This window comes from Sneathiella glossodoripedis JCM 23214, assembly GCF_000616095.1.
GTDB lineage: Bacteria > Pseudomonadota > Alphaproteobacteria > Sneathiellales > Sneathiellaceae > Sneathiella > Sneathiella glossodoripedis.
The window spans coordinates 137,696-156,891 of sequence record NZ_BAMS01000001.1 but is presented as its reverse complement, the minus strand read 5'-3'; the positions used below and the strand labels follow the sequence as shown (position 1 = coordinate 156,891).

Here is a 19,196-nt window from a genome sequence, read left to right as displayed (position 1 = left end):
TTATGGCCGATAAGAGCTTTTTAAATTGGCCATTTTTTGAAACCAAGCACCGTGAACTGGCTGATCAGCTGGAAGCATGGTGTTCAAAGAATTTACCAGTTGATCATAGTGATGTGGATGCAGCCTGCGTCAAGCTTGTGCGCGACCTGGGAGCCGCCGGTTTTCTGACTTATTCAGCAATTGATCCGGATGATCCCAAGGCGCTGGATGTCAGGTCATTATGTTTAATCCGCGAAACACTGGCACGGCACGATGGACTGGCAGATTTTTCTTTTGCCATGCAAGGCCTTGGTACCGGTGCATTGAGCCTGTTTGGAACACCTGAACAGCAAAAATGGCTGCTTAAAACCCGTAAAGGAGAGGCATTATCTGCTTTCGCACTTTCTGAGCCTCGTTCTGGCTCAGATGTTGCGAACATGGATATGACGGCAGTGCTGGATGGCGAGGAATATATACTCAATGGTGAAAAAACCTGGATTTCTAACGGTGGAATTGCGGATGTTTACTGTGTTTTCGCCCGTACCGGAGAGGCACCGGGTGCAAAAGGAATTTCAGCCTTTGTTGTTCCCGCTACGGTTAAAGGTTTAAGCATCAGCGAGAGGTTGGAGGTAATTGCGCCCCATCCGTTGGCGACATTGAAGTTTGAAAATGTACGTTTGCCGAAATCCGCTCTAATTGGTGATGCAGGCGCCGGATTTAAACTGTCCATGTCTGTTCTGGATGTATTTAGATCCACTGTTGGCGCAGCGGCACTTGGATTTGCGCGTCGCGCGTTGGATGAAACCCTGAACAGGGTTCAGAGCCGGGAGTTGTTTGGAGCGCCTCTTTTTGACCTGCAGATGGTGCAGGGGCACGTGGCGGATATGGCGCTGGATGTGGACGCTGCGGCCCTTCTAGTTTACCGGGCCGCATGGACAAAGGATACTGGAGCCGCACGTGTCACCCGAGAAGCCGCGATGGCAAAATTATATGCAACTGACAAGGCGCAGGAAGTCATCGATAAAGCGGTCCAAATTCATGGTGGTGATGGAGTTCGCAGAGGATCGGTTGTTGAGGGCCTGTATAGGGAGATACGGGCACTTCGTATTTATGAAGGGGCTTCAGACGTACAAAAAGTAGTCATTGCCCGGCAGGCTTTAAACGGAGGATAACCGTTACCTGCCAGCTAACAGGAGTGGAGATGGAAATGCTGGGACCAACTGCACATAGTGACAGTTTTACGAGGGATAACCTGCCCCCGTTTGATCAGTGGCCGGATATGAATTTGGAAGGATTTGAGTATCCTGAATATTTAAATGCGGCTGTTGAATTGACGGACGTCATGGTTGAAAAGGGGTTTGGTGATCATACAGCTTTGATCGGCAACGGACGTCGCAGAACATATAAAGAGCTTGCAGACTGGAGCAATCGTCTGGCTCATGCGCTGGTTGAGGATTATGGCGTCAAGCCCGGAAACCGAGTTTTGATCAGGTCAGCAAATAATCCGGCTATGGTTGCTTGCTGGCTTGCAGCCACTAAAGCTGGCGCTGTTGTGGTCAATACAATGCCTATGCTGCGCGCAGCAGAGCTTACCAAGATTATTGATAAAGCTGAAATTTCTGTTGCGCTTTGTGATACCAGACTTATGGATGAGTTAATCACCGCATCAAAGGCCAATAAATTTCTGGAAAAAGTTGTCGGTTTCGATGGAACAGCTAATTTCGACGCGGAGCTGGACCGGATCGCACTGGATAAGCCTGTTCGTTTTGATGCAGTCAAGACGGGGCGTGATGATGTCGCTTTGTTGGGTTTCACATCAGGTACAACAGGTGAGCCAAAAGCTACAATGCATTTTCATCGCGATTTACTGGCCATTGCAGATGGCTATGCTAAAGAGGTCTTGGGGGTCACGTCTGAGGATGTGTTCGTTGGCTCCCCGCCTCTTGCCTTTACCTTTGGGCTGGGTGGTTTGGCGATTTTCCCCCTTCGGTTTGGCGCAGCGGCTACGCTTCTTGAAAGCGCATCACCACCCGAAATGATCAAGATTATTGAAAAATATAAGGCTACCATTTGTTTTACAGCTCCAACCGCGTACAGAGTAATGCTGCGTGCTATGGATGAAGGGGCTGATTTGACGTCTTTGCGCGCTGCTGTGTCCGCGGGAGAAACGCTTCCTGCCCCGGTATATGAAGAGTGGTTAGCCAAAACCGGAAAACCCATGCTTGATGGCATTGGTGCAACGGAAATGCTGCATATTTTCATCTCCAACCGGTTTGGGGATTCCAAGGCAGCTTGCACCGGGAAGCCGGTTACCGGATATGTGGCGCGCATTGTCGATGAAAACATGAAGGATGTTGCGGTTGGGGAGATTGGATATCTTGCGGTTCGTGGGCCTACCGGATGCAGGTATCTGGCTGATGAGAGACAAAAAAAATATGTTCGCGATGGTTGGAACCTGACAGGAGATTCCTTCTATCAGGATGAACAGGGATACTATCATTTCGCAGCCCGCTCAGACGATATGATCATATCATCAGGATATAACATCGCCGGACCCGAAGTTGAGGCCGCTTTGCTGGCACACCCTGCCGTGGTTGAATGTGCGGTTATCGGCTCACCCGATGAAGAGCGCGGACAAATCGTTGAAGCGCATGTAGTTTTGGCAGACACTCATGAAGCTGTTGATGAGACAGTGAAAATCCTGCAGGATCATGTGAAGGCAACACTGGCGCCATATAAATATCCGCGCCGAGTGAAGTTTGTGGCAGAACTGCCCAAAACCCAGACGGGAAAAATTCAGCGGTTTCGCTTGCGTGATGGAGGCGCGTAAAGGGTATCGTGAGTTCGCTTTGGGAAGAGTACAGTACAGGAAGCGCAGCATGTTTTTTGCTGCCAGTTAAGTATAACAATGGGAGACGTATTGTGAAAACACGGAATTTAATTAAAGCGGGGCTGGTTGGCTTGGTATGTGTCTGGCGGGTGCAGCGACAGCGGAACCTGTCAAGGTCGGCATGATTACCACTTTGACCGGTGGTGGTTCAGGTTTGGGCATTGATGTTCGTGATGGCTTTATGCTTGCTGTCAAACAGGCGGGGAACAAGGATCTGGAAGTCGTCATCGAAGATGATGCACGTAAACCAGATCTGGCCGTGCAGATTGCTGACAAGATGATACAGAGTGAAAAAGTTGATATCTTGACCGGAATTATCTGGTCAAATTTGGCAATGGCTGTGGTACCAAGCACTGTTGCGCAAGGGAAATTCTATATTTCGCCAAATGCAGGCCCTTCAGCGTTAGCTGGCAAGGGATGCAACGCTAACTATTTCAATGCGGCTTTCCAGAATGATAATTTACATGAGGGAATGGGCGCATATGCAACTAAAGCAGGCTTTAAAAAATCCTTCATCATGGCGCCAAACTATCCTGCAGGTAAAGACGCACTGACAGGTTACAAGCGCTTCTATAAAGGTGACTTGGCGGGTGAGGTTTACACTAAACTTGGCCAAAAAGATTATGCGGCTGAGATTGCACAAATTCGCGCATCCGGTGCTGATAGCGTGTTTGTGTTCTTACCCGGTGGTATGGGAATTGCGTTTATGAAGCAATATGCCCAATCAGGTGTTGATGTGCCGGTTATGGGGCCAGCTTTTTCCTTCGATCAGGGAATTCTGAAAGCTGTCGGGCCAACTGCGGTTGGGGTTAAGAACTCTTCACATTGGTCAAAAGATCTGGACAACGCGGCCAACAAGGCATTTGTGGAAAGCTTCCAGGCTGAATACGGCCGTCTTCCCTCGCTCTATGCCGTTCAGGGATTTGACACTGCAAATCTGATCCTGTCTGCGATGGGCAAGGCCAGTGTAAAAGATGCTGATGCATTCCGTGCTGCGTTGAAAGCAGGAGATATTGCTTCTCCTCGCGGTTCATTCAAATTTGGAAATAACCAGCACCCTATCCAGACCATTTACGTCCGTGAAGTGATCAAGGAAGGTGATGTTTATACCAACAAGATTGTTGGTGCTGCCCTTGAAAACCATCAGGATGCTTACGCGTCTGATTGTAAAATGTAAGTGATGTATTGACGGGTGTTGAGCCGGGATGGTTCGCACCCGTTATTTTTCCGAAAGTAAATTTAATGACGTCAACACTTCTGATCGAGCAGTTGCTGAACGGCTTGCAGTTCGGTGTTATGCTGTTCCTGATGGCTGCAGGCCTGACACTGGTTTTTGGGGTGATGGGTCTGATCAATCTGGCGCATGGTGCGCTTTATATGGTCGGAGCTTTTGCCTGCGCCACAGTTGCAACTGCAACCGGCTCTTTCTGGATTGGTATAGTTGCAAGCCTGATCGCCGCGGCTTTCGCCGGAACTCTTGTTGAAATGCTGGTCATTCGGCGGCTCTATAAGCGAGATCATCTTGATCAGGTGCTGGCAACATTTGCACTCATTCTGATTTTTTCAGAAGGGACACGTTGGGTGTTTGGGTCTTTTCCCCTGTATCTGAATGTACCCGAGATATTGGCGGGCCCAATTACGCTGCCCGGTGGTTTGCAATATCCGATGTACCGTTTCGCATTAATAGTGATCGGTTTCCTTGTGGCCATTGGTCTTTATCTGCTGATTTCGAAAACACGTCTTGGGGTGCGGATCAGAGCCGGTGAATCTGATCGTGAAATGATCGCTGCATTGGGTATTGATATTCGAATGCTCTATACGGTGGTATTCGCGTTGGGTGCGGCGTTAGCCGGATTTGCAGGCGCACTGGTTGGAGCAATTCAATCTGTTCAGGTGGGCATGGGAGAGCCCGTTCTTATTCTAGCCTTTGTAGTGATTGTGATCGGTGGTATCGGATCTATCAAAGGGGCATTAATCGGTGCTATTTTGGTGGGTGTTGTTGATACTATGGGCCGCTTCCTATTGCCAGCCGCCTTTAAACTATTCATGGAAAATTCCGCAGCTACATCTGTTGGTTCTGCGCTCGCGTCCATGTTGATCTATATCCTGATGGCCATCATCCTGGTGGTTAAACCAAGAGGATTGTTCCCCGCAAATGGTTAAGTTATCTGCTGAAAATATCCTCAACGGGGGATTGTTGCTTGCATTGCTTGTGGTGCCTTTCATTGCCTTGGCAATTGATGAGCCGTTTTACATTACGTTAGCAACACGAGTTGCCATTCTTGCATTGGCAGGCGTTGGCCTTAATCTGGCGCTTGGATTAGGCGGTCTGGTTTCATTCGGTCATGCGGCCTTCTTTGGAATTGGTGGATATGCCTTGGTATTTTGGCCAGTCATGCTCTTACCTATGAGCCATTGATGACCTCACCGTTTGAGCTTAACGGGACCACGCAAATGTTGATTTTATGGCCGGTTGCCATAATTTCCAGTGGTCTTGTCGCTTTGATCATCGGGTTTTTCTCGCTGCGCACCAGCGGTGTGTATTTTATCATGATTACACTCGCCTTTGCCCAAATGCTGTATTATTTCAGTATTTCGTGGCCCGCATATGGCGGTGAGGACGGGCTCAGCATTTATGTGAGAAGCCAGTTTCCCGGAGTGAATACTCTTATTCCAATTAATTTCTTCCTGATATGTTTCGGCGCGCTGGTAGCCGGAATAGCACTTGTCGCAGTTCTAAAAAACAGTCGCTTCGGCGCAGCTTTACAAGCGGCACGGCAGAATATGGATCGCTTATCCACGGTTGGTATCAAGCCGTTCAATATTCAATTAACCGCTTTCGTGATTTCGGCAATGATTACAGGTTTTGCCGGTGCACTGTTCGCTGATCTCAACCGATTTGTCAGCCCTAGTATGCTCTCCTGGCACACTTCAGGTGAGATAATGATCTTCATCATTTTGGGAGGGGTCGGACGATTGTTCGGGCCTGTTGCCGGTGCGGCCATGTTTATTTTATTTGAGTTTTTATTTGGCGGCCTTACCGAACACTGGATGTTTTTCCTGGGGCTTGTTCTGCTTGCTGTAGTGTTATTTGCAAGAGGGGGGCTAATTGGATTTATAGCCGGAAAGGAACGGCATGGTTGATCAGAATTCAGTGGTTTTGCAAATTCGCAATCTCAACAAATCATTCGGCGCACTGAAGGCTACAGACAATGTTTCACTGGACCTGTATTCAGGTGAAATCCATGCATTGATTGGTCCAAATGGCGCTGGAAAATCCACCCTGATCAAACAGATTTGCGGTGAGTATGAGCAGGATTCCGGTGAAATTCATTTCATGGGTGAAAACATGAAGGGGCTAGGCGTGGCGGATCGCGCGCAAAAAGGATTGGGGCGTACGTTTCAAATCTCTTCTTTGGCGCTAGAGTTTTCGGCACTTAGGAATGTCATGCTGGCTGTTCAGGCGAAATCGGGAAGTAGTTTTCGGTTTTTTAAACCTGTGATGAAGGATCAGGAGTTACTGGAAGGGGCAAGAACGATGCTTGATCGTGTGGGATTGCTGGACAGGCAGCATGTACCCGCCGCGGAGCTATCGCATGGCGAAAGGCGTCAGTTGGAAATCGCCATTGCACTTGCACTGAAACCCAAAGCGTTCTTGCTGGATGAGCCAATGGCTGGCATGGGACCTGAAGGATCCCGAAATTTGACCGGCTTTCTCAATACCTTGAAAGTGGAGGCACCCATCTTGCTTGTGGAACATGATATGGATGCTGTTTTTGCGCTCGCTGACAGAATTTCAGTACTGGTTTATGGGCAAGTGGTTGCGACGGGCACTGTTGAGGAAATTCGTAATAATCCTCTTGTGCGCGAAGCCTATTTGGGAGAGGAAGCATGAGCCTGCTACTTGAAGTTTCGGCGCTGGAGACTTTCTATGGTCCGTCCCAAGCCTTGTTTGGAGTCGATTTATCTGTTGGCGAAGGGCAGGTTGTTGCTTGATGGGGCGCAACGGAATGGGTAAAACAACGACCATTTCTTCCATTTGCGGCTTGGTCCCTTATGCCAAAGGGCGCGTCAGTTTCAAGGGACAAGACCTGACTGGTATGCCGTCCTTCAAGATAGCGCGACTTGGGTTGGGTCTGGTTCCAGAGGGACGCCGATGTTTTCCAAACCTGACTGTATATGAAAATCTGATCGCAGCAGCGCGTGATGGCGATTGGACATTACAACGGGTTTTTGACTTCTTTCCCCGTCTTGAAGAGCGCCGGGACCAGTATGCGAATACTTTGTCAGGTGGTGAGCAACAAATGCTGTCAATTGCAAGAGCGCTCATGACAAATCCAGAGCTTGTTCTGCTGGATGAAGCAACTGAAGGATTGGCTCCGGTAATCAGACAGGAAATCTGGCAAGCCGTGCGTGGCCTGAAAGAAGCTGGCCAATCCATTCTGATTGTAGACAAAACACTGTCCGAGCTTTTGCCCATTGCAGATCGCTGTGTCATTTTGGAGAAAGGTCTTACTGTTTGGCAGGGGCCTCCGGGTGAACTTACCAGCGATCTGGAAGATAGATATCTGGGAGTCTAAACATTGGCCCAGTTTGTAATGAAGCAAAAGGTGCTCTTTCAGCATTGTGACCCAGCCGGAATTGTATTTTATCCTCGATATTTCGAAATGGTAAATGCGGTTGTGGAAAGCTGGTTTGAAGAAGAGCTGGACCTGTCGTTTGCCCAGCTTCATTTTGAGCATAACTTGGCTGTGCCAACGGTTAGTATCAAGACGGACTTTCGTGCCCCCAGCCGATTGGGAGAGATGTTGTCTCTTACCCTTGATGTTCAAAAGCTGGGTGGGAGTAGTCTGAACCTGAAAGTTAAGGCGCTTTGCCGTGAAGAAATTCGATTTGAAGCAGATGTGACGCTTGTATGTGTCTCAAAACAGGAAATCAAACCAACTCGCTGGCCCCAAGGGGTTCGTGAGACTGTTGAAAAACTTGTGAAAGAAACCCCATGACAATTGAAACAATTCACCCAAAAGGCTGGAAAGCGGCCAAAGGATATGCCAACGGCATGATCGCAAGTGGTAGTCGAACCGTTTATATCGGCGGTCAAATTGGCTGGAATGCAGAACAGGTGTTTGAAACGGATGACTTCATCGGTCAATTTGAACAGACATTGAAAAATGTATTGGCGGTGGTTGAAGAAGCTGGTGGTCAAGCCAGCCATATTACACGTTTAACCTGGTATATAACCGACAAGAAGGAATATCTGGCGCGCCAAAAAGAATGTGGTCAGGCTTATCGACGTGTTATGGGCCGCCATTTTCCAGCGATGGCAGTTGTTCAGGTATCTGCGCTGATGGAAGATGAGGCGCTTGTCGAAATTGAAGGAACGGCAGTCTTGCTTGATATGTGCATCTTTGAGCTGCTGTGTACCCTTCATGGCACTTCAAAGATCGGAGAGCTGGAGCGATCCATTTTTGGGTCACTCCAGCGAGGATACTGTTAATCTATCAAGCCAACAACCCTTCGTCCTTCTTCGGTTTTGAGTGAAAAATCAGTCCCAGCATAATCCTTGCCTCGCTCGGTACAGAGAAAAGAAATTGCTTTTGCTGGCCACTCCGCAGGGATGTGAACGGATGGATCCAGTTGACTAACAGGGTTTATGCCTGATGCCTTGATGCTGATCTGCATTCCTGTTGCAACAGTTCCCGGGCTCATCCCCACAACGGTTATACCTTTGTCCGCATATTCAACATGAGCGCATTTGGTAAGGGATAGAGCGGCGGCTTTCGAAGAACAATAATGACTCCATCCTTCAAGTGCGCCAGTAGCTGCGCCTGAACTAACATTAACAATAGTGCCTTTGCCTTGCTCCAGCATTTTGGGTATTGCGGCGCGTAATCCAAAATAAACCCCTTTGTAATTAACGTCCGCCGCCTTTGCCCATTCTTGAGGGTCAGAATTCGCAATTGTTGCAATAGGGTCGATTAACCCTGCATTGTTGATAAGAATGTCAATTCGGCCATATGTTTTGACCGCCAGTTCTACAGCCTTGGAAACATTGTCAAAGTCTGCTACGTCACAAGCGATGGCAATTGCTTGCCCGCCGGATGAGTTAATTTCTTCAGCAAGAGTTTTGAGGCTATCTTCACTTCGAGCGGCTAGGACAACTTTCGCACCCTGACGAGCAAATTCTCTCGCCGTGGCGGCACCAATGCCTTTACTGGCGCCTGTAATAAGCGCGACGCTATTTTCAAGTTCATTCATGTTTTGATCCAAATATTCTGATTGGGTATTGAGAGTGACTGCAGTTCTCGTGCGTGAAAAATTCACGAGGGAATAGTTGTGGATTAACCATATTTTCAGAAGCTATATTATTAACTGTCTGTGCAGCGAATTGCAAATATGGGAATCGGGGCGGGGGCCCGTGTTTATGTCGTCCATTTCATCAATTGATATAAAACAAAAGACAGAAAAAATAGTTCAGTCTGGAAATCATCTGATGCGCAATGGTCGTGTAGACGAGGCAATCAAGCTGTATCAAGCGGCGCTATCCGAAATGCCGAGAAATGCCTATCTTCATGAAGGTATCGGAAGTGTCTATCTGCAAATTAGCCAATTTGATAAAGCGGCTAAGTATTTGAAGAACGCCTTCATGCTCGGCCGTCGATCCGTCAAGTTGATAAATAAACTGGTTCTGGCTCTTTCACGAACTGAAAATCATAAAGAATTTAGTGCCCTTGTGGAAAAATACGCGGATCTGAAGGGTACAAATGCGCAATATGACCTTGTCTGCGCCATTTATTTTCATATGAGAGGCAACCATCAACGTTGCGCCGCCAGTATTACCCGCGCGCGCCGAAAAGAGCCAAAAAACAAGTATATCAAGGCGGTGTTTGAATCAATGCGGGCGTTGCAGGCTTTGGGGTTTGATCATTCAGCTTCAGATCGGCCGCGAATTGCCTTCCATATGAATGAAGGTTTCACTATAGCATTATGAAACCCATATTTGATGAGTTCAAAGACGATTATCCGGTATTGATTTGTGACTCACCTACTTATTTAAGCTGGTTCAAACCAGACGTGATCTTCGTTGCCAATTCACAGGCGAAAAGGTTGCGTGATATTTTTCCTTCGGCGATGTTTATTTACACTCGCCACGGGCTGATAAGTAAAAATTTTGCGTATGACGCAGCTAGAACATGTGACTACGTGTGTATGCCGAGCGAGGATATTCGCCAACAGTATATTGAAGAGGGGGGATTCTCTTCGAGGCAGTTGTGGGTAACAGGCTATTCTCAAATGGATCCACTGTTTAACGGGAATCCATTGCGCCACTCTTTAGTTTTGTCTGAAGGCGCGGCGCGGGTGCTTTATGCGCCAACATTTACAGACGGGATTTCTTCGGTTCCCGAAATGACACCACTTATCGAAAGTGGAAAGCTCGACCAAGGACGGGAATTTGTTATTAAGCCACATCCTTTGAGTTTTCGAACACAAAAAGTTTTTATGGCGCGTCTAAAAGAATATGCCAACAGTCGGGAAAATGTGCATTTTGTTGATAATCCCGGAGAGGACGTGACACCATATTTGCAATTGGCTGATGTGTTGATCTCAGATGCATCAAGTGTCATGTTTGAATATCTGGCGTTGGATCGGCCTGTGATCGCAATTAATAACCCTCAGCGTTTTGACTCTCCCCGATATGATGTTGACGGTATTGAATGGCGATGGCGTAACATGACGCACGAAGTGGACGTCATTGAAGAATTACCTAACGTTCTGGATCAATGCCTTCGCAACCCTCAAGAAAAGCAGGAAATCAGAGCCAAATATGCCCAACGTCTTTTTGGTACGAGAACTGAAGGGCGCACGGGGTTCTATATTCGCAAAGAAGTAGAAGCTTTATTGGCGCGACGTGGGGGCCATCATGCAGGCTGATCAAGATTTAGCAATAATTCTGCTTGCTGCGGGTCAAGGGGTGAGGCTAGGGGGGCAGCGCAAACTTGATTTACGAATAAACGGAGTGCGTTACCTGGATCATATTGTGACGCTGTTGTCGAGATTTTCACCGCACATAGTTGTTGCTATCTCCAACTCCGATCTGGAGATATTAACGGACGAGCAAAGGGCGCTGCACTGCACATATGTTGTGGGGGGTGAGACAAGACAGGCGTCGTTTGAGCAGGCGATGGCGGCTATACCAAGGGATGTGCAGACTGTTCTGCTCCATGAAGTCGCTCGTCCACTAGTAAGTGAAGAACTGATTAGTCGGATTTTGGCTGCTGTCAAAGATCATGATGTGGTTGTTAGTACTGTTTCCATTCCTGTGAGGGATTCAGTTGCGTTGCAGGCGGAGCAAGAGATTGGAGAAATCCTGCCAAGAGACAAATTGGTACTGTTGCAAACACCACAAGCCTTCAAGTTACCCGTGTTACAGGCGATGATGCATAAAGCCCGTGAACAGGGGTGGGTTGAAAACAGTCACGTTGCTCTTGCCAAAAAAGCTGGCGTTAATGTGTTCCCTGTTCCCGGAGAACTTAGCAATATAAAAGTAACGTATCCAGAAGACATTGAAACAGTAAACAGGATCGCCAGTGAGCGTTTAAACAATGAGCGAAAGTTGCATGGCGGCCAATAATCAACCAACAATGAAGGCACTTATTATCGGAGCAGGTGCAATCGGCAGGGGGTTTCTGGCGCCAAGGTTGGTTGAAAATGGTATAGAAATTTCATTCGCAGATGCCAGTTCAAGTTTGGTGGAACTACTGGGTTCGCGGCGGAAAAGAACCTATCAGACGGCGACCGCGCTGGAAGATGGTTATGAAATGCTTGAAGTCCCCTATAGCTGCTGTTGTCACATCAACGAGCTTAATTTTGAAGATCAGATACCCGATCTTCTGTTTTTCTGTGTTGGGGTTAAAGAAGTCGCCAGCGCTGCGTGTTCTGTCAGGGATCAATTACCTGAAGGGGTGAAGTTGAAGGCGATTTATTCACTGGAAAATGAGCCAAAAACTGTGGAAGTTCTTAAGGAGATTTTAGGTGAAGCGGGCCCATGCTTTTTCTGCGTACCTGATGTCATCACAAGTTCGTCTGCACCTGCAGAATTACTGGATATTGATCGCGCCTGTGTGGCCTCAGAGGTTGGAGAGATTTATCTGGAAGGGCAATTGCTTACACTCAATGAGTTCCAATATGATGATGAATATGTGAGACAGCATTGGCTGGCTAAAAAATACTTGCATAATACACCTCATGCAGCGCTTGCGTATTTGGGGGCGCAAAAGGGATATGACTACATTCACCAAGCCGCCCGCGATGAAGCGATTGAGTCACTTGTTTTTGTTCTTGTGAGCTTGATTGGCGAGGTATTAGCTCAAGAATACAATCTGACAGACGAGTTTTTGCAACAATATACTCAGAAAGAAATAAAACGGTTCCGAAACAAAAACCTATGGGACCCCATAAAAAGGGTTGCTCGAAATCCGGAGGTGAAACTTCAACCGTCTGAGCGAATTTTGTTTGTACGATCGTTGCTCGAAAAATATGAGAAACCTCTTGGACAAATTGATGAAGTTATTCGAGCCGCATTAATGTATCAAGGATGTGATCAGTTTAGTGAAAGCCGCCGAAAGGTTGGGCTTGAGCAATTATTTGAGAGTGTTACTCTGATTTCAGCAAGTAGTGCCGATGGGCAAAAAATATTACAGCCACTTATTGTTTAACAAGTGGCTGTCGTCGGTGGCTCTGAGGCTTAGATCGTCAAGCGGAATTTATATTGGATGCGAAATAAATTTGGCTTCAACTCCTCATTGTTGCTGCCTATTCATGGGCTTTTATGCCGAATAATTCATAAATTTGTTGATTAGCAATAGCGAAGTTTCTTGTTGGGATCAAAAACCGGATCGTGGTTGCTCACACCAAGACGAATAAAATTATCGCTGGTTTCAGCTTTAAATGGCTTGCCTATATATTCAAATCCGAATTTTTTATCATCATCGACTTTTTCGTTATCAGCTCGGGTTATACCATGGCAGGGTCTGTCAGCCATATAGTCTTCTCGCGCTAAATGTATCGCTCTTAACACACCTCCCCGCTGAAATTCAGGTAACACTGACAGCCAACACCATTCTAAACTATGAGGGTTATACATTTCTGGAACACCGGCTTTTTCAAAAAGGTGTTTGTGAAAAACCCTATTCTGGTACCTGACAGCACTGACGCCAACAACTTGGTCGTCTTTGATGCAATAGAAGAGCATATCTGAGCGCGGAATGCCGCGTTTCAGATTGGCAATGGGTACTTCCCCATTTGCAAGCACAACTCGGCCGAAGTTATTGAGCATTTCGGGCGAACAGTCGATGGGTCTTCGCATAACGACCCTTAGGTTTGAGGTAGTTTTTGGCACTTCAAACTCCTTGTACTTTTCTTGTTGAACTAGCAATATCTCAGTCGTTTTGAAGGATTAAAAACAGGGTCATGGTCCTTCACGACAAGTCGGATGAAGTGATCCTCATTATCCAATTTGAAAGGCTCTCCGACTTGTTGGTATCCATACCGTGCAACGTCAGCAACGCGTTTGTTTTCTACGCGAGTAATGCCGTGCGCTGGACGGTCCTTTAAATATTTTCGGCGAATTTCATAGATTGCTGACCATGCTCCTTTTCCCTGATATTTAGGAAGTACCGATAGCCAGCAGATTTCAACGCTGAACGGGTTATACATTTGGGGAACACCAGCTCGGTCAAATAATAATTTATGAAATGAGGTGTTTTGAAAACGAGCACAACTGACGCCCACAAGTTTTCTACCAATGCTGCAAAAAAACAGCATTTCCGCTGTTGGTATTCCTCGTTGGAGATTTTCTGCAGGCACTTCGCCATTTGCGAGTACAATTTTGGCAAATGCGTTGAGTGTTTTGTCGGAACAATCTATTGGTCGAAACATGGATGCGTGAAATTTTTCGTTTTCTTCGCTCATGCTAATTTCCTTTTTCGGGAAGGGTGCCATAAATGAGTTTTTTTACAGGATCATATACTAGATCATGATTAGCAACTACCAGGCGCAATTTGTACTCGCTTGTCACTGAATTGAAATCTTTGCCAGCCTGGCGGTAACCATCTCTGCGCTCAGTTCGTTTTGATACCGGATGGTTTTCAACTCTGTGGGTCGCGTGATAGGGGCGATTTCCCAAGTAGGAAGACCTTATTTCATGCATTTTATTCCAGATCCCCATACCCCTGAAATCTGGGTGAACGCAGACCCATGCGGACTCGATGCTATCGGGGTTGTACATTTCAGGAACACCAGCTTGTTTGAACAGATATTGTTGGTATTTACGTGATTGATATTTAAGGCACGCCGTCCCAACGAGTTTTGCATTATCAGCAACCGCGATTACGAACTGTTCGACCCCTGCAAGCCCTTGCCTGAAATGACTATCTTTTACGCTCGTATGAGCTAGCAATAGCGTTTTATACGCGTCAATCAGTTGCGCTGAGCAATCAATGGGCCTTATTAGCCTCACGGATATTTCGGGCTTTGGATTATTCAATGATTTCCCCTCTCAAACTATAGAATACTGTTAAATTCTTTTAAGAGGGTTAATTTAGAGTGTGAGGGTAAAAACTTTTGAGGTTGTGGGTTGAGAGATACCTTTAATGGTACTGAAATGCTGTTGTGTATCGAAAACCCAACTCCCATCTATCGACTAATGGGCGCTGGGTTTTATTGGAATTGGTGGTATTCAGCGTAGAAATTAAACTGCTTTCGTGCTCAGTTTTGCTTCAAGAGTTCGGAAAAGTACGTAGAAAACCGGCGTGAAAATCAGGCCAAAGAATGTGACGCCGATCATTCCATAAAAAACGGCAATACCGATAGCCTGCCGCATTTCAGCACCGGCTCCCTGACTGAGAACGAGAGGCAAAACTCCCATGATGAACGCAATCGAGGTCATCAAGATTGGCCGCAGACGCAAGCGTGAAGCTTCAACAGCAGCGGCAACAATAGTTTTGCCATTCTTTTCCAACTCTTTGGCAAATTCAACAATCAGAATTGCATTTTTTGACGCTAGTCCCGCTAAAACAAACAGTGATATTTGAGTAAAGATATTGTTATCTCCCCCGGATAAATAGATACCCAGCAACGCCGATAGAATGGCCATTGGTACAATTGATATAATTGCTAACGGTAATGTCAGGCTTTCGTATTGGGCTGCGAGAACCAGGAATACCAGCAGAAGACAGAGCGGAAAAATATAGATTGCTGTATTTCCTGCCAAAATCTGCTGATAGGTGAGTTCAGTCCATGAGAAGTCAATCCCGGGGGGGAGATTTTCCTTCAGGATTTTTGTAATCGCTTCCTGTGCCTGTACCGAAGAGTAACCTGGCGCAGCGTCGCCATTAATATCCGCGGCACGGAACGCATTGTATCGAGACGCGATTTCAGGGCCAAAAGTCTCTTCCACACTTAGCATGGTCCCAAGCGGGATCATTTGACCGTTCAGATTGCGAACCTGCAAATTTCCTATATCGGATGGCTCAGCGCGAAATTCCTTATCTGCTTGCGCAACCACTTGATAGGTTCTTCCAAAGCGATTGAAGTCATTCACATACATCGACCCCAGATACGTTTGCAAAGCTGTGAAGATTTCGTCTACAGATACACCCAGCTGTTCGGCCTTCGTTCGATCAATATTGGCAAATAGTTGTGGGTAGCTGATATTATAATTGGAATAGACGCTCATAAGCTCTGGCGATGACTGAGCTTTTTGCAAGACTTTCTGGACAGCAGTTGCAAGGGCCTCATATCCCTGATCTGTGCGATCCTGAATTTGTAGTTTAAAGCCACCAGTATTTCCAAGACCACTTACGGGAGGTGCTGGAAAAATGGCGATAAAGGCTTCGTCAATTGCTGCATATTTCTGTTGCAGTTGCTGGGCAATTGCAAAGCCGTTCAAGTGGGGTTCAGTTCTTTCACTAAAATCATCCAGCGGTACAAAAACAATGCCAGAAGCAGGGCTGTCTACGAAACCATTGATCGATAGTCCCGGAAATTGCACTGCATCGGAAACACCTTCTTGTTTGACTGCGATGCTAGCCATTTTCCGAATAACATTCTCAGTACGCTCAAGGGTAGCTCCCGGGGGGAGTTGGGCGAAACTGATCAGGTAACCTTTGTCCTGTGCAGGTACGAACCCCTTAGGGACAAGGTTAAATATATGGCCGGTCAGTGCGAGCAAGCCGCCAAACACAAGCATCATCATAAATTTACGGCTAGCGAATATTTTAACAGATCCGGCGTAACCATTTTGGCTTCGATTAAATCCCCGGTTAAACAGACTGAAAAAACGTCCCATGATGAGGTTTACTAGTCTGGTTAACCAGTCTTTCTGCTCATGCTTCGGTTTTAATAAAATTGCCGCCATGGCAGGACTTAGTGTAAGGGAATTGATTGTTGAAATGACCGTAGCGATTGCAATTGTAAGGGCAAATTGCAAATAAAACTGTCCCGTTAAGCCGCTTACAAAAGCGATCGGGACAAAGACACCAACCAAGACGAGAGACGTGGCAATGATCGGGCCGGTTACTTCTTTCATAGCTTGAATAGTTGCTTCACGCGGAGTTTTGCCTTCTTCAACGTTTCGTTCCACATTTTCTACAACAACGATTGCATCATCGACAACGATCCCGATTGCCAGAATTAAACCGAATAGGGACAGAACATTGATAGAAAATCCGAACAAATACATAAAAGCAAAGGTGCCAACGATGGACACGGGCACCGCCAGCAGCGGAATGATTGAAGCCCTCCATGTTTGCAGGAAAATGATCACGACCAAAACGACAAGTGCCACAGCTTCAAGGAGCGTTTTGATCACTGCTTTGATGGAATCGCTTACAAATACTGTTGGATCATAGACGATGGAGTAGTCAACGTCCGCGGGCATGTTTTCCTTTAATTCAGCCATTGTCTGCCGAACGTTTGAGGATATATCCAGCGCATTGGCCCCGGGGGATGCGAAAATCGGTATGGCTACTGCTTGCTGATTATTCAATAAAGACCGTAAAGAGTATGTCTGTGCGTCGAGCTCTATACGGGCAATGTCAGAAAGGCGAGTGATGGTGCCATTTTCATCGCGCTTGACGATGATGTTTGCAAATTCTTCCGGATTAGAAAGCCGCCCTTGAACATTTAATGGCATTTGAACCTGCACACCCGTATCATATGGCGGGCCACCAACGACACCTGCGGCCACTTGTACATTCTGCCGGCGAATGGCCTCAACGATCTCTCTGGCGGTCAGGTTGCGTTCCGCCGCAAGGTTTGGGTTAAGCCAAATCCGCATCGCATAGTCACCCGAGCCAAACAGGCCGACCTCGCCTACACCTTGAATTTTCGCCAACTCATCTTTGACGTTCAGCGTGGCGTAGTTTCGCAAATACAGCATGTCATAACTGTTGTTAGGTGAGCGTAGATGAACCACCATTGTCAGGTCTGGTGAGCTTTTTGTGACGGTTACCCCAAGATTACGAGTCACGGCGGGAAGTCTTGGAAGGGCTTGCGAGACGCGGTTTTGAACAAGTTGTTGGGCCAAATCAGGGTCTGTTCCGATCGCAAACGTCACACGCAGTTGCAAGGTGCCGTCCGAACTGGCAAGTGAGTTCAAATAGAGCATGTTTTCCACGCCATTGATTTGCTCCTCAAGGGGAGTGGCAACAGTCTCTGCGACTACAGCTGGATTGGCACCTGGAAAACGTGCATTCACGACAATAGAAGGTGGTGATACTTCGGGATATTCAGATACAGGAAGCCGTGTTAGGGCGATAAGGCCTGAGAGAAAAATAAGAATGGACAGAACAGACGCCATGATTGGCCGATTTATAAAATATCCGGCGATATTCATTTCAGTATACTTTCAAAAGAGAAAATCAAGCGTCAGGAGGACGAAGCCACTTTCGCAGTCACTTGAGGAGAAACTTGCATTCCAGGGCGAAGCGTAATCGTTCCTTCATTAATTACGACATCGCCAATTTTTAATCCCTCGAGAATAACACGCTGATCGCCAACTCGGGCACCCAGCTTGACTTCTCGATAGGTAACCGTGTTGGTTTCACTCAGCACATAGACAAATTTCCGATCCTGATTTGTACCTATGGCTTTTTCGTTGATGAGGATGTTTTGTTGATTGACTGCGCTACCAAGCTGGACGGTGCCATACATGCCCGGAACCAGATCATTGTTTTCATTTTTAAAGAATGCGCGAGCGCGAATAGTTCCTGTGGTGACATCCAATCGATTATCAAAACTGTGTACAAAACCGGAAAATTGACGGTTTCCGTTTCGCAAAGCCAATTTGACAGGAATTGTGCGCTCGCCTTGCACATCACGGGCGGCGGGACGGATGAATTTTAGGTATGTATTCTCGTCAACAGCAAAGTCTGCATAGACTCCGGCATCGGAGACAATTGAAGTCAGTACAGGAGCAGAGGGGCCCGCTGCGACAGTATTGCCAAGGGTGATTTCAGCGCGGCTGATGCGCCCTGAGATCGGTGCTTTAACATAGGCGTGATCCAGATTTATCTGAGCTGCATTAAGCGGGCTTTCGACCGTTCCAGTTCTGCTTTTGCACGAGCAAGTGCGTTTGCGCGCTCATCGAAGACCCGCTCGGAGATATTTTTGCGTTTAATCAGTCCCGCGGCCCGCTCCACTTCTTTTTCGGAGTAGGTAACAGTACTTTTTGCAGCCTGCACTTCAGCGGTTGCCTGATTGACTTGTGCAATGAAGGGCCGTGGGTCAATTACAAAAAGTACATCGCCTTTATTAACCCGCTGTCCGTCGGTTACATTTACTTCGGTGATTGTACCGCCTACCTGCGGTTTGATTTCAACATAATCTACGGGCTCAAGTCGGGCCGAGAATTCATTCCAGATTTGAACGTCACTGACTTTTGCGATGCTGACTGAAACTTGACGTAAAGGTACTGCCGCTTGTTGTGTGGTTGTCTCCGCTAAAGCAGGTTGGACAAAATAACTACGTACACCCGAAACACCACCAATTACGGCGACTAGCGCGCCAACAGATAGCAGAATTTTGTTTTTAGCGGAAAGCATAATTACCACCTGATTAGTGTAATAAAATAATTTAACGACTTTTTAGTGATAAATTGATGTGGCGTCTGTGACAGAATTTACAAAAGATCCATGTATTTTGGCATATCCAAAGGTGGGTGGCTTTTGATAAATCTATATGCAGTCCAATCAATTTCTAAAGAGGATTGACTAAATTTCGAAGTTCTCTGCAAAGAGAGAACTCCATAAATATACACATGATTTGA

At 46.9% G+C, this 19,196-nt stretch carries 15 protein-coding genes and 4 pseudogenes; 13 read left to right on the top strand and 6 right to left on the bottom strand.

Annotated elements, in window-relative coordinates; all coding sequences use genetic code 11:
- Positions 1 to 2 precede the first annotated feature (2 nt).
- The 9 genes and pseudogenes from JCM23214_RS00760 to JCM23214_RS18410 form a co-directional block, all read left to right on the top strand.
- Positions 3 to 1,151 carry an acyl-CoA dehydrogenase family protein gene (locus JCM23214_RS00760; protein ID WP_025896996.1) on the top strand — a complete coding sequence of 383 codons (1,149 nt, stop codon included), beginning with the start codon at positions 3 to 5 and terminating at the stop codon, positions 1,149 to 1,151.
- Between the two features lie 35 nt (positions 1,152 to 1,186).
- On the top strand, positions 1,187 to 2,809 hold the full coding sequence (locus JCM23214_RS00755) for an AMP-binding protein (protein WP_025896995.1): 1,623 nt from the start codon (positions 1,187 to 1,189) through the stop codon (positions 2,807 to 2,809).
- 136 nt (positions 2,810 to 2,945) lie between these two features.
- On the top strand, positions 2,946 to 4,046 hold the full coding sequence (locus JCM23214_RS00750) for an ABC transporter substrate-binding protein (RefSeq protein WP_025896994.1): 1,101 nt from the start codon (positions 2,946 to 2,948) through the stop codon (positions 4,044 to 4,046).
- A gap of 65 nt (positions 4,047 to 4,111) precedes the next feature.
- A complete protein-coding gene (locus JCM23214_RS00745) occupies positions 4,112 to 5,032 on the top strand; it encodes a branched-chain amino acid ABC transporter permease (RefSeq protein ID WP_025896993.1) in 921 nt (306 codons plus the stop codon).
- A pseudogene (locus JCM23214_RS18420) lies at positions 5,025 to 6,013 on the top strand (branched-chain amino acid ABC transporter permease). Before JCM23214_RS00745 ends, JCM23214_RS18420 begins: the two are co-directional and overlap by 8 nt.
- Complete coding sequence (locus JCM23214_RS00735) at positions 6,006 to 6,764, top strand: ABC transporter ATP-binding protein (RefSeq protein ID WP_025896991.1); 759 nt, start codon at positions 6,006 to 6,008, stop codon at positions 6,762 to 6,764. The pseudogene JCM23214_RS18420 and the gene JCM23214_RS00735 overlap by 8 nt, the downstream one beginning before the upstream one ends.
- Positions 6,761 to 7,449 (top strand): annotated as a pseudogene (locus tag JCM23214_RS18415) (ABC transporter ATP-binding protein). Before JCM23214_RS00735 ends, JCM23214_RS18415 begins: the two are co-directional and overlap by 4 nt.
- Positions 7,450 to 7,452: 3 nt before the next feature.
- Positions 7,453 to 7,872, top strand: coding sequence for an acyl-CoA thioesterase (locus JCM23214_RS00725; RefSeq protein WP_025896989.1), 420 nt, complete (start codon positions 7,453 to 7,455; stop codon positions 7,870 to 7,872).
- A pseudogene (locus tag JCM23214_RS18410) lies at positions 7,869 to 8,261 on the top strand (RidA family protein); the annotation flags it as partial. The gene JCM23214_RS00725 and the pseudogene JCM23214_RS18410, both read left to right, overlap by 4 nt.
- 101 nt (positions 8,262 to 8,362) lie before the next feature.
- Here the strand turns inward: JCM23214_RS18410 and JCM23214_RS00715 are convergent.
- On the bottom strand, positions 8,363 to 9,127 hold the full coding sequence (locus JCM23214_RS00715; RefSeq protein ID WP_025896987.1) for an SDR family oxidoreductase: 765 nt from the start codon (positions 9,125 to 9,127) through the stop codon (positions 8,363 to 8,365).
- Between the two features lie 166 nt (positions 9,128 to 9,293).
- Here JCM23214_RS00715 and JCM23214_RS00710 point away from each other — a divergent pair, with 166 nt between their 5' ends.
- From JCM23214_RS00710 to JCM23214_RS00695, 4 genes are read left to right on the top strand one after another with little or no spacing between them, the layout of a single operon-like run.
- Positions 9,294 to 9,860, top strand: a complete 567-nt coding sequence (locus JCM23214_RS00710) for a tetratricopeptide repeat protein (protein WP_025896986.1) — start codon at positions 9,294 to 9,296, stop codon at positions 9,858 to 9,860.
- Positions 9,857 to 10,801 (top strand): CDP-glycerol glycerophosphotransferase family protein, encoded by a 945-nt coding sequence (locus JCM23214_RS00705; protein WP_025896985.1) that lies wholly within the window; start codon positions 9,857 to 9,859, stop codon positions 10,799 to 10,801. Before JCM23214_RS00710 ends, JCM23214_RS00705 begins: the two co-directional genes overlap by 4 nt.
- Positions 10,791 to 11,501, top strand: a complete 711-nt coding sequence (locus JCM23214_RS00700; protein WP_025896984.1) for an IspD/TarI family cytidylyltransferase — start codon at positions 10,791 to 10,793, stop codon at positions 11,499 to 11,501. The genes JCM23214_RS00705 and JCM23214_RS00700 overlap by 11 nt, the downstream gene beginning before the upstream one ends.
- Complete coding sequence (locus JCM23214_RS00695; RefSeq protein ID WP_084264481.1) at positions 11,473 to 12,585, top strand: mannitol dehydrogenase family protein; 1,113 nt, start codon at positions 11,473 to 11,475, stop codon at positions 12,583 to 12,585. Before JCM23214_RS00700 ends, JCM23214_RS00695 begins: the two co-directional genes overlap by 29 nt.
- Positions 12,586 to 12,725: 140 nt before the next feature.
- Here JCM23214_RS00695 and JCM23214_RS00690 read toward each other — a convergent pair whose 3' ends face one another.
- The 5 genes and pseudogenes from JCM23214_RS00690 to JCM23214_RS25170 form a co-directional block, all read right to left on the bottom strand.
- The gene (locus JCM23214_RS00690; protein WP_148301733.1) at positions 12,726 to 13,268 is read right to left on the bottom strand and encodes a hypothetical protein; all 543 of its coding nucleotides are present in this window, start codon (positions 13,266 to 13,268) and stop codon (positions 12,726 to 12,728) included.
- Between the two features lie 29 nt (positions 13,269 to 13,297).
- The gene (locus tag JCM23214_RS00685) at positions 13,298 to 13,840 is read right to left on the bottom strand and encodes a hypothetical protein (RefSeq protein ID WP_025896980.1); all 543 of its coding nucleotides are present in this window, start codon (positions 13,838 to 13,840) and stop codon (positions 13,298 to 13,300) included.
- Position 13,841: 1 nt separating this feature from the next.
- Complete coding sequence (locus JCM23214_RS00680; RefSeq protein ID WP_025896978.1) at positions 13,842 to 14,414, bottom strand: hypothetical protein; 573 nt, start codon at positions 14,412 to 14,414, stop codon at positions 13,842 to 13,844.
- Positions 14,415 to 14,618: 204 nt separating this feature from the next.
- Positions 14,619 to 17,765 carry an efflux RND transporter permease subunit gene (locus tag JCM23214_RS00675; protein ID WP_025896977.1) on the bottom strand — a complete coding sequence of 1,049 codons (3,147 nt, stop codon included), beginning with the start codon at positions 17,763 to 17,765 and terminating at the stop codon, positions 14,619 to 14,621.
- A 32-nt stretch (positions 17,766 to 17,797) separates the two neighbouring features.
- A pseudogene (locus tag JCM23214_RS25170) lies at positions 17,798 to 18,972 on the bottom strand (efflux RND transporter periplasmic adaptor subunit).
- Positions 18,973 to 19,196: the final 224 nt, after the last annotated feature.

Excerpts from the sequence above, each read along its gene's own strand:
- JCM23214_RS00675 (WP_025896977.1), bottom strand. The coding sequence starts at position 17,765 with ATGAATATCGCCGGATATTTTATAAATCGGCCAATCATGGCGTCTGTT.
- JCM23214_RS00750 (WP_025896994.1), top strand. The coding sequence starts at position 2,946 with ATGTGTCTGGCGGGTGCAGCGACAGCGGAACCTGTCAAGGTCGGCATG.
- JCM23214_RS00715 (WP_025896987.1), bottom strand. The coding sequence starts at position 9,127 with ATGAATGAACTTGAAAATAGCGTCGCGCTTATTACAGGCGCCAGTAAA.
- JCM23214_RS00700 (WP_025896984.1), top strand. The coding sequence starts at position 10,791 with ATGCAGGCTGATCAAGATTTAGCAATAATTCTGCTTGCTGCGGGTCAA.
- JCM23214_RS00685 (WP_025896980.1), bottom strand. The coding sequence starts at position 13,840 with ATGAGCGAAGAAAACGAAAAATTTCACGCATCCATGTTTCGACCAATA.
- JCM23214_RS00695 (WP_084264481.1), top strand. The coding sequence starts at position 11,473 with ATGAGCGAAAGTTGCATGGCGGCCAATAATCAACCAACAATGAAGGCA.
- JCM23214_RS00710 (WP_025896986.1), top strand. The coding sequence starts at position 9,294 with ATGTCGTCCATTTCATCAATTGATATAAAACAAAAGACAGAAAAAATA.
- JCM23214_RS00735 (WP_025896991.1), top strand. The coding sequence starts at position 6,006 with ATGGTTGATCAGAATTCAGTGGTTTTGCAAATTCGCAATCTCAACAAA.
- JCM23214_RS00760 (WP_025896996.1), top strand. The coding sequence starts at position 3 with ATGGCCGATAAGAGCTTTTTAAATTGGCCATTTTTTGAAACCAAGCAC.
- JCM23214_RS00705 (WP_025896985.1), top strand. The coding sequence starts at position 9,857 with ATGAAACCCATATTTGATGAGTTCAAAGACGATTATCCGGTATTGATT.
- JCM23214_RS00745 (WP_025896993.1), top strand. The coding sequence starts at position 4,112 with ATGACGTCAACACTTCTGATCGAGCAGTTGCTGAACGGCTTGCAGTTC.
- JCM23214_RS00755 (WP_025896995.1), top strand. The coding sequence starts at position 1,187 with ATGCTGGGACCAACTGCACATAGTGACAGTTTTACGAGGGATAACCTG.